Source organism: Ferrimicrobium sp. (assembly GCA_022690815.1).
Lineage (GTDB): Bacteria > Actinomycetota > Acidimicrobiia > Acidimicrobiales > Acidimicrobiaceae > Ferrimicrobium.
This window is the reverse complement of the sequence record JALCZJ010000017.1, coordinates 1-13,266: the sequence shown is the minus strand read 5'-3', so window position 1 is coordinate 13,266 and position 13,266 is coordinate 1. Positions and strand designations below refer to the sequence as shown.

The following is a 13,266-nucleotide window of genomic DNA, read 5'->3' as shown; positions in this document are numbered from 1 at the left end:
CGTCGACATTACGCCGAGCGCCATGACCGTGATGCTCTGTTCATCCAATGGACAGGCAAGCTACGTCTTTCGCTGTCCGAGTTGTACGATGGTAGTTTCCAGGTCGGTTGACCAGCGTATTGTTGAGATCCTGGTTTCATCAGGGGTTAAGATCCATTTTTGGCGACTGCCGGATACCACACACGATGAGTTCACTGGCCCTCCAGTGAACTACGACGATCTGCTCGCATTTCATCATCAGCTCGCAGATCCGACCTGGCTCGAGCGTCTGATTCGCTATAGCCAGGGCAAATACGAACAGTAATGGGCGACGACATCGACGGTGATGCCGGTGGCGGGGCCAGGTCGCGGTGCTCACATCCCAGGGTGTACACAGACCATCGGTGGGGAGATGACCGTAGTGAGTGAGCGAGTATGCCTAAACCTTCACCTTGTCTCGCCAGCGACGCTCCATGTTGTGTCACCAGCCAAAAACCTGCTGTGGTGCTCCAGTCGTGTGTGTTGGAGTACCAGCGCACCGGCAATTATCGAGCGACGATGGCGCTAGTCTGAAAGGTAGTGGTGGATCCTGCGTGAGTCTTGCAACCCATGAGGTGCGCGGCTAGGGTCCCCCTATGACAAGAGAGCTAGATGGTTGCACAGCGGGTCCGATGGTAGCGGAGCGCGTTGGCGTCGTCAGAGCATAGCGGTCGATACCATAGGCGTTGATGTTGACGGTTGGGTGCGTGATGGCTCGGGACATAGTGAACAGGATTCACTGTCTATGACGTTGGAGATTAGTGTCGAGGTGCGGGGCCGACGAGGATTGGAGTTGGTTTAGTGGGGCGCGAACGCGTACTTTCAGGGGTGCAACCGACTGGGCAGGCGACCCTTGGTAACTATCTCGGTGCCTTTCGGCAATGGCGTCGCCAACAAGATCGGTATGACACCACCTTTTTGATCGTTGACCAGCATGCTTTAACCGTTGAGCATGACCCCGTCGCGTTGCGAGAGGGAACCTTGCAGATGGCGGCGCTCTTGTTCGCGGTGGGGATCGATCCGGATCGATCCACTGTGGTCGTCCAGAGTCATGTGCCAGAGCACGCGCAACTGGCGTGGCTGATGGAGTCAACGGCAACCTATGGTGAGCTCTCCAGGATGATTCAGTTCAAAGAGAAGTCCAAGAGTCAGAGCATGGTCCGCGCAAGCCTCTTCACCTATCCAGCACTGATGGCGGCGGATATCTTGCTGTATCAGACGGATCTTGTCCCAGTTGGCGAAGACCAAACCCAGCATGTCGAGTTGACGCGCACGATCGCCACGCGCTTCAATCGTGCCTATGGCGAGGTGTTCACGATTCCGCGGGCGGTGATTCCCGAAGTCGCCGCCCGAGTGATGGATCTCAGTCGGCCAGAGGTCAAAATGAGCAAGTCCTCCGCTGATAGTCAAGGGAACATTTACCTGCTCGATTCCGAGGAGCAGATCCGTCGTAAGATTATGAAAGCCAAAACCGATCTCTTCAACGAAGTACAGTATGTGGAAGATGATCAGGAGCGCGCTGGCGTGAGAAACCTACTGGAGATTTTGGGTGCGCTTACCGACCGAGCCCCCAAAGATGTGGCCGGGGACTTCGATCGCTACGGTGATCTCAAAGCGGCGACGGCCGACGCCGTGATCGATCACCTTGTCCCTATTCGCCAGCGATACGACACCCTCCTTGCGGATCGTGGCCAACTACAGTCCTGGTTGGCCCTGGGTCGTGAGCGAGCGAGGGCGAAGGCGGCAACGACGGTGGCGCGTGCCTATGATGCGATAGGGTACCTAACCGCCAAGGAGGTTGGATATGGAGATTGACCCGGTCAAGTTGGCATTTCTCGCCATCGCGGCACTCGTTCTGCTGGGCCCGGAGCGCCTCCCAGAGCTGGCCAAGAAAGCCGGTGAGCTGCTATCGAAGTTACGGACGCACCGTGACTCGCTGACCAGCCAGATCAATGCCGCCACCAATTTGCCCAACAGCGCGGTAAGTGGCTTCCTCGGGGAGACCCTCAAGACCGCGGGCACCGTTACTTCCATGTTTGGGCCGGCCGGTATGGTTGGCTCGGTCCTACAGCCCGTCAGGATGGTCAACTCCGTTCTCCAACCCAGCTCACGGGTTCCCCAGGCTCCGCCCACGTCTGCGAGTGCCCCGATGCTCGGTGCCGAGTCTTCAGCTGTCCAGCAGCCCGCATCGCAGTCGAGAAGGGAGCTTGGCTCCAACCCCGGCTACACTCTTGGATCTCCGGACCTGAACTAGTATGGGCCTCTCAATCCACCGTCGGCAATCGACGCCTGCTAATGAAATGTCGATGGTTGAGCACCTCAGGGAGCTCAGAAAACGACTAATTATCTCCATCATCGCCGTCTCGATTGGCGCAGTGGTGGGCTACATCGTCTATCCAGATATTTTGACGTTCCTGATGCATCCCCTGTGTGTCACCAACGGTGCGGACAACTGTGGGCTCTACGTCACCGGTCCATTCGATGGGTTCGCGATTCGGCTCAAGGTTGCGGCCATCTCCGGGCTGTTCTTTGCCTCCCCAATCGTCTTATGGCAGCTCTGGCGCTTCATCTCCCCTGGCCTGCATACCAAGGAGCGTCGTTACGGTCTTGCGTTCGTACTCAGTGCGCTTGTGCTGTTCGGGTTTGGTGCCGCGGTCGCGTACCTGGTCTTTCCTCACGCCTTACACTTCTTTGAGTCCGCTGCCGGTGCCCACGTCCATGCAATTTACACGCCGCAGAACTACCTGAACTTTTTGATGTTGTTGATGGTCGCCTTCGGGGTATCGTTCTTGTTCCCGCTTGTCCTGATTGTCTTGGAGCTGGTTGGTGCTGTTTCGCCAACGGCTTTACGGAAGCGACGGCGTTACGCCTGGTTGGGCATCATCGTGGTCGTGGCTGTGTTCATACCGAGTAACGATCCTTATTCCTTGACCGCAATGACCGTGCCGCTGCTGGTCTTCTATGAACTGGCCATTCTGGTCGGCAGGATACTTCTCCGAGGCTCGCCAAAGGTCGCTCGTCAGGAGACCTAACGGTTCGCTGGTAAGCTTGAGCATGGAGATGCTGAATGCTCAAGGTCACCTTCTTGGAGCACCGAAGTGTCGAATGGGGCGATGCGTGACTTTTGTCTCTCACTTTGAGAGTCGGATTGACATTGAGTTCGATCCGTTCCAGGAGGAGGCTATCGGGGCTATTCTGCGAGACGAATCTGTTCTGGTCGCAGCACCCACGGGCTCTGGTAAGACGCTCGTGGGTGTGTTTGGCGCATGTCGCGCTCTCGACCTTGGGCTGAGGACCTTCTACACCACGCCACTTAAGGCACTTTCGAATCAAAAGTATGCCGAATTTGTGCATGCCTTTGGCGTTGAGAACGTCGGTCTCTTGACTGGCGATAACGCTATCAACCCAGGTGCCCCGGTTGTCGTGATGACGACTGAGGTATTGCGTAATATGATTTACGCCAATATCGAGTCGCTCGATGATTTGGGTCTTGTCGTCCTCGATGAGGTGCACTACCTGCAAAATCCCTACCGTGGATCGGTCTGGGAGGAGGTGATCATCCACCTGCCCCGAAGCGTTCGACTCGTCTGTCTCTCCGCGACGGTATCCAACGTGAGTGATTTCGCCGCGTGGATGCGCGAGGTGCGCGGTCAAATGACCGTAGTCGAGGCGCGAGGTCGGCCGGTGCCGCTCGATCATCGATATCTCTATGCTGATCGTCGCTCTCGGCAGGTGTCGGCGCTCCCTGTTTTGCAAGGGGGTCGTCCCAATCCAAAGGGATCAGAGCTTGACCCTCCGTGGCTGGCGAGCACACGACGCTCCTTTGGACCCAAGGCGCGTGGTGTTGGACGACCGGAGCTCATTGAGTTTCTCGCAGCTAATCGCGAGTTGCCTGCAATCATCTTCATCTTTTCGCGCGCTGGTTGCCAGGCTGCTGCCGAGGAGACCCTGGCGAGTGGTCTGCGCCTGACGACTCCGGTCGAGCGTGGGCTCGTGCGTGAGGTGGTTGATCGACGGCTGGCCAAACTCGACCCTCGTGACCTGAAGGTGCTCGGTTTCTCAGAGTTCCTTGCGGAACTCGAGGCCGGGTTCGCACCGCATCATGCTGGGTTGATACCACCGTTTCGCGAGATCGTCGAGGAGTGCTTTGAGCGGCTGCTGATCAAGGTGGTATTTGCGACGGAGACGCTTTCGCTGGGTATCAACATGCCGGCTCGATCGGTGGTGATCGAAAAGATGGTCAAGTTCAACGGTGAGACGCATAAGATTCTCTCCCCGGGTGAGTACACACAGTTCTCCGGGCGTGCAGGTCGTCGTGGCATCGACAGCCGAGGCACCAGTTACGTAGCCTGGGGTGGCGGGGTGGCATTTGCCGATGTCGCTCGTGTGGTCGAGGGAGAGTTCTACCCGATCACCAGCTCGTTCCGCCCGACCTACAACATGGCTGCCAACTTGGTCAAACGCTATACGCCTGAAGCTGCGCGCGAGTTGTTGAACCTCTCGTTTGCCCAGTTTTCCCAAGATGCGGAGGTCGTGCGACTGGAGGCCGAGCTGCGGGGCCTACGCCGTCAACGTCGACCGGATCCTTCGCTTGGGACGGTTGACGAGGTTCATGTTGTCCCCGGGTCGGTCATCTCGGTACCCGGAGGTGATGGCAGTCGTCACCGAGCGTCGCTCGTGGTGTTGTCGGTTGCCAAGCGCGGGCACGGGCAAATGAAAATTCAAACGGTATCGCCGGCGGGCCGGGGTTACACCCTTGGAGCAACCCATCTGCGCGAGGCTCGTATGCAAAAACGTATCACCTTGCCACAGATCGAGCGCGGTCGCAAGGAGCTGTTGCGGCGTGAGGCGGCCAAGGAGCTCAAGCGTAGCCTCAAGGCCCGCCACCATGTAGAGCCGTCTCGGGATTTTCTTGAGACAGGCCACAGTCGCGATGTCGAACTGCGACAGGAGGGCAGGGTCGCACGGCTACAGGAGCGCATCAGCCAGCGGCGAGCGGCACTTTCAGGCTATTTCGAGCGCGTTCTGTCGGTGATGGAGGCGTTTGGATTTTCCAAGGGATGGTCGTTGACACCGACGGGCGCGGTGTTGGCTAACATCTACGCGGAGTCTGACATTATTGTGGCGTTGGCGCTCGATAGCTTGGCGCTTGAAGAGCTCGATGAGCCAAGCTTTGCAGCCGTCTTGTCGTGGATGACGTTCGAGCCACGTCCAAGCTTTACGGGGGTTGGGTTGCGCTCGACGCACCGACCGTTGATTGACCGTTTTGTGGAGTTGGAACACCTCTCGACCCAGTTGCAGCGTCTTGAGGGAGTGCGAGAGTTGCCGTTGACCCGTATGCCAGACCTAGGCTTCAGTGAGCTGGTATACGATTGGGCCGATCAGCGTCCCTTGGAGCGGATCCTGCGCTCGTCGCCGATACCGCCTGGTGATTTTGTTCGCAACACCAAGCAAATCGCTGATCTCGCGCGTCAGGTTGCGGCCGTGTATCCGAATGGACCTCTTGGAAGGTTGGCTCGTCGGACCGAAGCCTCCATTGTGCGTGGCATCGTTGCACTTTCGTCGGAGGTCACGGTGCCCGATGATCAGGTTGGTCAGTTTGGCGGGGAGCCGGACGTCGATGTGGTTGGTTTGTAGCCTTTAGAAACCATCAAAGGCCAGGGCATAGGACCAAGTTGATCTCCTTGGGTCATCAATCCGTTGTCGTCGTCCACGAAGAGGATGACGGACCTGCCTCCTCACGGGTGCTTGATCGTTAGGCTGGCGGCGTGACAAATTACCTCCCCGAAATGTTTACCGATCAAGAACGCAGTGTGCTGGAACGATACGTGACGAACCTCGATGGGCCAGTGTTTTGCATCCACAACGTTCCCCAGGAGCTTGCGGCTGCGCTGTTCGCCAGGTACTCACGGTCAAATAAGTCGCTCAGACGGATCTTCTTGGATGAGTTCGCAGACGACCTCAGCGATGCTGGAGCAGGTTCCAGCCTTGGGGACACGTCTCGGACGCGGGCACTCATGGGGAAGGTCATTGGGGAATACGGTGATGACTCGGTCGCTCAGTTGGGGGTCGCCCACGTCGCTGTTGAGCAGGTCTCCACCGTTTTAACGAGGACGATGGAGCGGCACCGACTCTTGTCGTTTCTGGAGCAATCGACGCGCTATGTCAACCTTGCGTCATTGCGCCCGGATGGAAGTTTCCGGGTTGTGGTGCCCGAGGAGCTCGATGGCGAACTAGGCCTTCACTATCAACGTATCGTTGCCCAGGAGTTCGCACTCTACGCATCAGTCTATGACATCATGTTTGCTCGGTTTGTCGAGGGGCTGCCCCAAGAAGATGTAGCAAGTATACGCGCGGCACGAGCGGCTGCGCTCGATATCGCTCGGGGTTGCCTCCCGATGGCGACGATGACGAATGTCGGCATCGTCGGTAGCGCCCAAGCGCTGGAGTATTTGGTGGTGCGTCTTCGTGCCATTGGATCAGTTGAGAGCCGGTTGATCGCCGATGAGATCGCCCGCGAAGTCGCCAAGGTTTTGGGTCCACTCGTGGCACGGATGGACAGGCCCGAGCGCGGTGGTCGATGGACTAGCTACCTTGCCGAGCGTGGAGTCGGGATGGAGGCGGTCATCGATCGGCTGTTGCCCCGAGCCCTCACGGAGCCGCCAACACCTTTTGCTGCGCCTCTTGTGCGCTTACTCGAGGCCGATCCCAACGGAGAGCAAGAGGTCATTGCTTGGATGCTCTATGAGCGCAGTGGGCTGGAGTTTGCAGCCTGTCGGCGGCGTGCTCGAGAGTTCTCTGAAGCCCAGTTGTCGGAGCTCTTTGACGCGTATGTAGGCGACCGCGATAACCGACGGCACAAGCCATCGCGCGCATGGGAGATGACTGCCTACACCTTTGAGATCGAGACCGACTACGGGTCATACCGTGACCTCGCTAGACATCGACTCTTGACACTGCTTGAACAGGATCCTGTTCACGTCGGAGGTTACCAGGTTGATGAGCGGCTGATCGAGGAGGGGCTACTGGAGCGCATCGATCCCGTGTTTGGCGATGCGTTCCGGTTCGCGGACGATGTCCGCGATGATCTGCGCGCTTCGGCCAGAATGGTATTGCCGATGGCGGCTCGCGTCCGCTTTGCGCTGCGGCTCAATGCTAGGGAGTTGTTGCATATGGTGGAGTTGCGTTCCCAGCCTCAGGGGCACCCGGTCTATCGTAAGATAGCCCAGGAGATGTATCGGTTGCTTGAATCGGTGGGTCATCACCGGATCGCCGCGAGCATGCAATTCGTTGATTTGGATGACCACATCCTGGGCCGAAAGGCCCAAGAACAGCGCACGATCCAAAAACTTCAAAAATAGGTCATTTTGAGGAACTAAACGACCTCCAAACTGGTTAGCATTGCCGAATTGAAAGATGCAACGCACAAGTGAAAGAGGTAGAGATGGCTAGTCGAGAAAAAGAGACCAAGAGTCAGACGCCGGTGGATGCCAGTGATGAAGAGCTCGACGACGAGTTCGATGATGAGGCTGTCGCTGATGATGAACTCGACCTTGATGATGAACTCGTAATCGACGACGAGCTTGACGAAGAGCTTGACCTTGATGATGACATGGATGTTGACGAAGAGGTTGACGACGAAATTGTTCTCGACGATGAAGACGCGGTGGTACTGCAAGAGATTTCACCGGATGAGGAAGATGACGATGACGACGAAGAGGCTGAAGAGTCGGATGACGATACTGATGAGGCCGATGACGTCGACGATGATGAGGTCGAATCGGCACTCGACGATATCTTGCGGGAGCGCTTCGTGGTCGCAGAGGTCGACGATGAGGAGGAGGTGGACGAGTCAGGAGACACGGTCGTTCGGGTCAAGCCGCGTCAACCTGATGAGTTTGTCTGCCAGTCGTGTTTCCTTGTTAAGAGTATGATTCAGCTCGCGGATTCCGAGAAGATGTTCTGCCGGGACTGCGTCTAGTAGGCTATAGGTAACGTGTCACTGTTGGCACGGTCCGAAAGGAGTAACAATGGCTACACAGGAGACTCCGTCGTTTGACTTCGATGAACTCAAGAAGGAGGTCGTCGATCGTTTAGTCTTCCAGCCGATTGGTCTGCTCGCTGCGGTTGTCAAGACGCTTCCGAATGCAGCGGAGGAGGGACGCCGGGTTGTAGAGGGTCCTCTTCAGACTGCGAAGTTCGTTGGGGATATGGCCGCCGGTGTTTTCAAGGCCAAGTATGGTGCACAGATCACCGACGTAGAGAACAAGGTGGCTGATGTACGCCGAACGGTTGAGGGTACTGCGGATCTGGTGATTAAGACAGCCCAATCAAGGGTCGCAGGGTTTTCTGATCGTACTGCGACTCATCGAGAAGATGGAGCTTCGAGTTCCGAGAAGAGCCCCACCGTTGACGAGACTGTCGTACACGAAGCGGAGGGAAGCGAGACCGTTGGCGGGATTGTGGGTTACGAGTCCATGACGGCGGCTGAGGTCATAGGACACCTGGATGAGCTCACGCTCGCACAGCTTGGTGAAGTCGAGGCCTTTGAGCTTGAACACCGTCGGCGTCGTACGGTCCTCGGGCGCGTCTCAAAGCTTCGCGAAGAGCACCAATAGATACCTAGCAACACCACCATTGTGGATGTCCTCGGGCCCGGCGTACAGCGATGGCTGTGTGCTCGGGCTAGGGTCGTTTTTGGTCGGTATGTGGCCCATTGAGTCTCATGCTGGCCAAGGCATTCGACTAGCGAGTGATCGGGCATGTCGTGTCGTTAGGCGGGGGTCGATTCTAAAGTCACGACTCATGTGTCCTTGGGGTCAGTTTGCGGCGGTGACCAATTGGGTTGGCGTCAGCGTAGGTGGAGTTTGTACAGTACTTGGCGAACTCCAGGGGCAAGCGGAAGTCGGATTGCCTGAGCGAAGGGTGCCCACGAGGCTTGGAGTGCGTCGCTTGTGGCGCGCACCGATCCAGGGTTGGCGATGACGTCGCAAAGGAAAGCGATGATGACATAATCTTTGAGCGCAGTGTGAAGCTCAAGTTCTGCCACCAGCTGCAGGGGATGCAGATCAATGCCGATCTCCTCTTGTGTTTCTCTGCGCAGCGCCTCGACAATCCTCTCGTTTGGCTCGACTTTCCCACCCGGGGGAGCCCATTGTTCTGGCCATGCAGGCGAGCGCCTGACGAGAAGTATTTGGTCGTTGTAAATGGTGATTGCAGACACCGCCATCTGCACCCGCCTCGCTTGACTCGGCACCAACGGCGGACGCAACGCTAGAGTGCCCTGACGACGCGGATTCGTTCAGCACGAAAGCCCTGAGCCTCGTACGTTAGTTTGGCAATACGGTCGCCAGGCCGCACCCATCCCGTGCAGGTACTACAACCGGATTGACGCGCGAACGCGATCGCCTCTTCTAGAAGTGATTCTCCGATGCTTAGATCACGTAATTCTGGCTCAACGTAGTGGAAGGTGATCTCCGCGTTGGTACCGACGACGTTAATCGCCAGGAGGCCAGCCGGAACACCCTCATAGTGCGCGACGACGAATGCCGAAGGTTCCCTAAGGGCGTCCTCACCATCGAGCCAACCTTCAAAGTCGGCGGGGATGTGGGCTAGTGAAACAACCTCAATGCTCAAGCGTCACGCGTTGTCAACAGAGGTGTCTTCGGCCGGAGTGGTCTCGGGTACGATTACATCTTCGACCGGAGTGGCCTCCTCATGGACCACGGCCGTTGGTGTGCTGCCTGGTGTGGTTTGCTTTGCAGGACGAGAGGTCTTAGGAACCTTCGCGAGAATCTCTGGCCGAGGGGGCGGGGGAACGGAGACTCCAGTGAGTGCAGCTAACGCTGGGATACGCCCGGCATTTTCCTTAGCAAACTCGATGAGCTCTGGTGTTGCATCGGTTGGAAGGCTCCGTGGCTGCACCTGACGACGGATTGGGCTTTGCGCAACCGCATCGATAAGCACCATCCACCGATCGGAGGGTGTCTCAGCATTCATCTCCTCGTTACAGCTGGCAACCATGCGTTGTGTGACTTCGGTCGGCAACTTAGCCGAAGAATCGGGTAGTTTGGCGGCCAGTCGGAGGGCACGCACGAGCCTGTTTTGTTCAAGAGCTTCCGCCACTTCGCTCTGCCATTTCTCTGTTTCGAGGCGTGTACGGGAAGTAAGCACGTCGGTGAGTTTGGCTACGAGTTCAGTAACCTGTGGATTCTTGGCCGATCGGTCAGCGGCTGCGACGATGGAGCGTAGATCCTTGAGTGAGACATCGTTGGCAACCTCGATGGCTGCTTCAGCGCGGTCGAGCCAAGTGGCAACGCGGAGCCTTGGCAGAATGTCCTCAGCGATCTTGAGGGTGGCGTCAACCGGCGTCTCTGGGTTCCCTGCAGCAGCTGCACGGGCGTTCTGCTCGGCGATTGCGGTCCTGACTGCAGGAAGACCTCCCCTCATCAGTGCCTCGCCGATAGGACGATGTTCTGGGAGTAGGGCTTCAATGACCTCCTTGCGGTGAAGCTCCTTTGGGTGAAGCCGCTTTGGTTCTGGGCGAATGGGTCTGCGCCGGTCGGTGGCACCCGGTCGACTGCGGGCAGTTCGAGCGGAGCTACCGGGCCGCCGATCGCCATCGTTTGGCCGGTCATTGCGGACGCCTCGCTCTCGTGGATTCTGTCCACTCCTAAGGCGATCGGCTCCTTGACTTGGACGTTCGTTGCTTCCTCGCGCTCCCCGGTTTGGGCGATCCTTCTTCTTGAGGGATATCGTCACTGCGGGTTCGTCGGAAGAGGAACCGACAAGCTCGATCCGATTGTCCCCCTGCTTCTTCTTGGTCGCTGGCGCTGTGACGGCGAGGACTTCGATTCCGTCAAGTCCCATTTGGACCTCAGCTTTTGTGATGTCGCCGATTTTGGCACCCTCGTAGAGGAGTTTCGTCGCGACCGTTCCCTTTGGACTCCGTGCTCCTGCAGCACGCCATGTCCAGCTATCGCTGTCAAGCTGACTTGTCAACTCAATCTCGAGTTTGGTCGCCATGAACCTCCACCTAACCAGTTAGTAAAATTGCAGTGATTGACGATCGATCGCCATCGGGCAATACTAGTCGGGTGCTAGAAACGGGTCAGCAGCTAGCCTGGTGCGAATGCGTTTAGGTGCTCACGTGTCGGCAGCTGGTGGTTTTGATGGCCTATTACAACGTTCTCATGGGCTTGATGTCGAGGTGGCCCAGTTCTTTCTGTCCTCCCCGCGGACCTGGCGTTTTCGTCCGCTTGCTCCGGCTAAGGAGGGGGCCGTGATGGAGGTGGCACCCAATTTTGGAGTCAGCCATCTCGTGGTGCATGCGCCGTACCTTATCAACCTTGGATCTGACGACCCTGAACTGATCGGCAAGTCGGCAGAGCTGCTCACCTCGATTATGGCAGCCGCTACCGAACTCGCCCTGAGCGGTGTGGTTTTGCATCCGGGATCGCACAAGGGTCGCGGTTTCGATGCGAGTCTGGTTTCGTGGAGTCAAGCCATCGAGGCGACCGTGGGTATCGCGACACCGACAACGAAGCTCTTGCTCGAGAACACCGCCGGTGGCGGCGGTGCAATGGGTCGATCTGTCGAGGAGCTCATCGCTCTCGTCGATCGGTTGAACCGTCCGAGTGCAGTTGGCATATGCATTGATACTCAGCACCTCTTTGCCGCTGGATACGATCTTCGAGAACGTGGCGTGCGCGACGAACTCTCTGCTGAACTGGCGGAGGCATTCGGCTCCGTCGCGGTCGTACACCTCAATGACTCGGCCACAGATCTCGGTTCAGCCCATGACCGACATGCGAATCTTGATGAGGGTGAGATCGGCCTTGATGCGCTGATTGAGTTTCTTGATCATGACGTCTTCCGGTCGGCGGATGTCATCCTCGAAGTTCCTGGCGATGGTGACGGTCCGCGTAATAGCGACATCGCGTTGCTGCGCCAGCGCTGCCACGCCTATGGGTTGGAGTAGCCTTTGAGGTTCGGGCGTTGCATCCATCATTGAGTTCTGCCCGACCGCCAGGCATTGGCAGGGGTGGGCGTATCTGTCATGAGATGCCAGTCGTGCAAGAGTCGGTGTCCATGATGGCGAGCACGTCGCGCGTAGCGCTCATGTCGTGAGTTCAAGGTTATGTGACGTTATGGAGTTCGCTGGTGAGGCTAATGACCGGAATCGACACGGGTGCGCTCGTCTGGGCCAGCAATGGCAGGGATCCAGAGATTCCTGCGACGCTGTAGGTCCCTTGCCAGTGTTCGACGAGGACCGCGCGGATTACGCCTGGGTGGGTGGGTCGGTACCAGGTGCTCTTGTCAGGACCGGCTGGGGGCGCCGTACGGGGTTCGGAGCTCGAGAAGCCCCAACTGAGCCAACCATGTGCCGCAATCGAGAGTTTCCCGTCATTGGTAGTGACGGTGAGGGCGGTGCTCGTGGTGCTGGAGGTGATGAGTTCTAGGGGGATGTTGACGAGACCAAAGGAGGGGTTGACCTGGATGTGTGGGGACGGCAAGCGATCCTCGACGATCTGGGTCCATATCCGTAGCAGGTTGAGGGTGCCGACTGGGTTGGCGTCGCATCGCGGATAGACACTGAGGCGCGCCCATGCAGCCTGTGCCCACGCGAGCTCGGCCTGATAGACGCTTTGGGAGCTGGTGATGACCGCGTGATAGGTGACGCAGCTTACAGCGAGACTGCTCGCGGTGTGGGTCACGAGCGAGGGCACGAACACCGGCTCGGGGCCGATCTTCGATGTGCCGGTTCCGGTCGTTGACCCGTTCGACCCGCGCAGAACGATCCGATAGGTTGACCCAGAGCCCCCACCTGAGGCGATGACGCCAGTCAGTTGAAACGGAGCTGATCGCGTCGCCGATACCAGGGATATGGATACCGCCAACGAAACAACAATGACCGATATGAGCGTGCGCACAGACCCTCCTTGGTGTTGCTCGTACTAGGGGCGGACCCAGAATTGGACCAGCTCCCATTGCTGCGATGCACGTTGGCAATGGTGCCTTCCTGGTGCAGTGGAAATCCCCTTTGCGCTAGTGATTCGCTGCTCATCCATGAGCACTTCTCGACGTTACTATCCAAGGAGAGAGCTGTCAAGCCAGAGGTCTAGCCCAACTTTCGGAGTACCCCCGTATCACCCCAGCGCAGCGTGGTCTGAGCAGTTCAGTGGGACACTACCAATGCGCCGCAGTTGTCTTGATACGCCGGAGTGGATCCCGGACCACAAGAGGGGA

General features: G+C 57.9%; 13 protein-coding genes. 9 read left to right on the top strand and 4 right to left on the bottom strand.

Going from position 1 to position 13,266, the window contains the following annotated elements; all coding sequences use genetic code 11:
* Positions 1-88: 88 nt before the first annotated feature.
* The 8 genes from MP439_06625 (at position 89) to MP439_06590 (ending at position 8,636) form a co-directional block, all read left to right on the top strand.
* The gene (locus MP439_06625; GenBank protein ID MCI2975734.1) at positions 89-304 is read left to right on the top strand and encodes a hypothetical protein; all 216 of its coding nucleotides are present in this window, start codon (positions 89-91) and stop codon (positions 302-304) included.
* A 515-nt stretch (positions 305-819) separates the two neighbouring features.
* Positions 820-1,833 (top strand): tryptophan--tRNA ligase, encoded by a 1,014-nt coding sequence (gene trpS / locus MP439_06620; protein MCI2975733.1) that lies wholly within the window; start codon positions 820-822, stop codon positions 1,831-1,833.
* Positions 1,823-2,272, top strand: a complete 450-nt coding sequence (locus MP439_06615; protein MCI2975732.1) for a twin-arginine translocase TatA/TatE family subunit — start codon at positions 1,823-1,825, stop codon at positions 2,270-2,272. The genes trpS and MP439_06615 overlap by 11 nt, the downstream gene beginning before the upstream one ends.
* Positions 2,273-2,324: 52 nt before the next feature.
* Positions 2,325-3,050 carry a twin-arginine translocase subunit TatC gene (gene tatC, locus MP439_06610; protein ID MCI2975731.1) on the top strand — a complete coding sequence of 242 codons (726 nt, stop codon included), beginning with the start codon at positions 2,325-2,327 and terminating at the stop codon, positions 3,048-3,050.
* An 85-nt stretch (positions 3,051-3,135) separates the two neighbouring features.
* Positions 3,136-5,655 (top strand): DEAD/DEAH box helicase, encoded by a 2,520-nt coding sequence (locus MP439_06605; GenBank protein ID MCI2975730.1) that lies wholly within the window; start codon positions 3,136-3,138, stop codon positions 5,653-5,655.
* A 131-nt stretch (positions 5,656-5,786) separates the two neighbouring features.
* Positions 5,787-7,379 carry an FAD-dependent thymidylate synthase gene (locus tag MP439_06600; GenBank protein MCI2975729.1) on the top strand — a complete coding sequence of 531 codons (1,593 nt, stop codon included), beginning with the start codon at positions 5,787-5,789 and terminating at the stop codon, positions 7,377-7,379.
* An 83-nt stretch (positions 7,380-7,462) separates the two neighbouring features.
* Positions 7,463-7,999, top strand: a complete 537-nt coding sequence (locus MP439_06595; GenBank protein ID MCI2975728.1) for a DUF4193 domain-containing protein — start codon at positions 7,463-7,465, stop codon at positions 7,997-7,999.
* A gap of 49 nt (positions 8,000-8,048) precedes the next feature.
* The gene (locus tag MP439_06590) at positions 8,049-8,636 is read left to right on the top strand and encodes a hypothetical protein (protein MCI2975727.1); all 588 of its coding nucleotides are present in this window, start codon (positions 8,049-8,051) and stop codon (positions 8,634-8,636) included.
* A gap of 233 nt (positions 8,637-8,869) precedes the next feature.
* Here MP439_06590 and MP439_06585 read toward each other — a convergent pair whose 3' ends face one another.
* The 3 genes from MP439_06585 to MP439_06575 are packed head-to-tail and all read right to left on the bottom strand — an operon-like array spanning position 8,870 to position 11,043.
* Positions 8,870-9,247, bottom strand: a complete 378-nt coding sequence (locus MP439_06585; protein ID MCI2975726.1) for an NUDIX domain-containing protein — start codon at positions 9,245-9,247, stop codon at positions 8,870-8,872.
* A gap of 44 nt (positions 9,248-9,291) precedes the next feature.
* The gene (locus MP439_06580) at positions 9,292-9,654 is read right to left on the bottom strand and encodes a GNAT family N-acetyltransferase (protein MCI2975725.1); all 363 of its coding nucleotides are present in this window, start codon (positions 9,652-9,654) and stop codon (positions 9,292-9,294) included.
* A gap of 3 nt (positions 9,655-9,657) precedes the next feature.
* Entirely contained in the window at positions 9,658-11,043 is a 1,386-nt protein-coding gene (locus MP439_06575) for a hypothetical protein (GenBank protein ID MCI2975724.1), read from the bottom strand.
* A 124-nt stretch (positions 11,044-11,167) separates the two neighbouring features.
* On the opposite strand from MP439_06575, the gene MP439_06570 reads away from it, so the two are divergent.
* Complete coding sequence (locus tag MP439_06570; GenBank protein MCI2975723.1) at positions 11,168-11,998, top strand: deoxyribonuclease IV; 831 nt, start codon at positions 11,168-11,170, stop codon at positions 11,996-11,998.
* Positions 11,999-12,155: 157 nt separating this feature from the next.
* Here MP439_06570 and MP439_06565 read toward each other — a convergent pair whose 3' ends face one another.
* Positions 12,156-12,950 carry a hypothetical protein gene (locus MP439_06565; protein ID MCI2975722.1) on the bottom strand — a complete coding sequence of 265 codons (795 nt, stop codon included), beginning with the start codon at positions 12,948-12,950 and terminating at the stop codon, positions 12,156-12,158.
* Positions 12,951-13,266: the final 316 nt, after the last annotated feature.

Bases quoted from the DNA above. Each gene is read 5' to 3' on its own strand.
- MP439_06625 (MCI2975734.1), top strand. From the start codon at position 89: ATGGTAGTTTCCAGGTCGGTTGACCAGCGTATTGTTGAGATCCTGGTT.
- MP439_06615 (MCI2975732.1), top strand. From the start codon at position 1,823: ATGGAGATTGACCCGGTCAAGTTGGCATTTCTCGCCATCGCGGCACTC.
- tatC (MCI2975731.1), top strand. From the start codon at position 2,325: ATGGTTGAGCACCTCAGGGAGCTCAGAAAACGACTAATTATCTCCATC.
- MP439_06595 (MCI2975728.1), top strand. From the start codon at position 7,463: ATGGCTAGTCGAGAAAAAGAGACCAAGAGTCAGACGCCGGTGGATGCC.
- MP439_06590 (MCI2975727.1), top strand. From the start codon at position 8,049: ATGGCTACACAGGAGACTCCGTCGTTTGACTTCGATGAACTCAAGAAG.
- MP439_06585 (MCI2975726.1), bottom strand. From the start codon at position 9,247: ATGGCGGTGTCTGCAATCACCATTTACAACGACCAAATACTTCTCGTC.
- MP439_06575 (MCI2975724.1), bottom strand. From the start codon at position 11,043: ATGGCGACCAAACTCGAGATTGAGTTGACAAGTCAGCTTGACAGCGAT.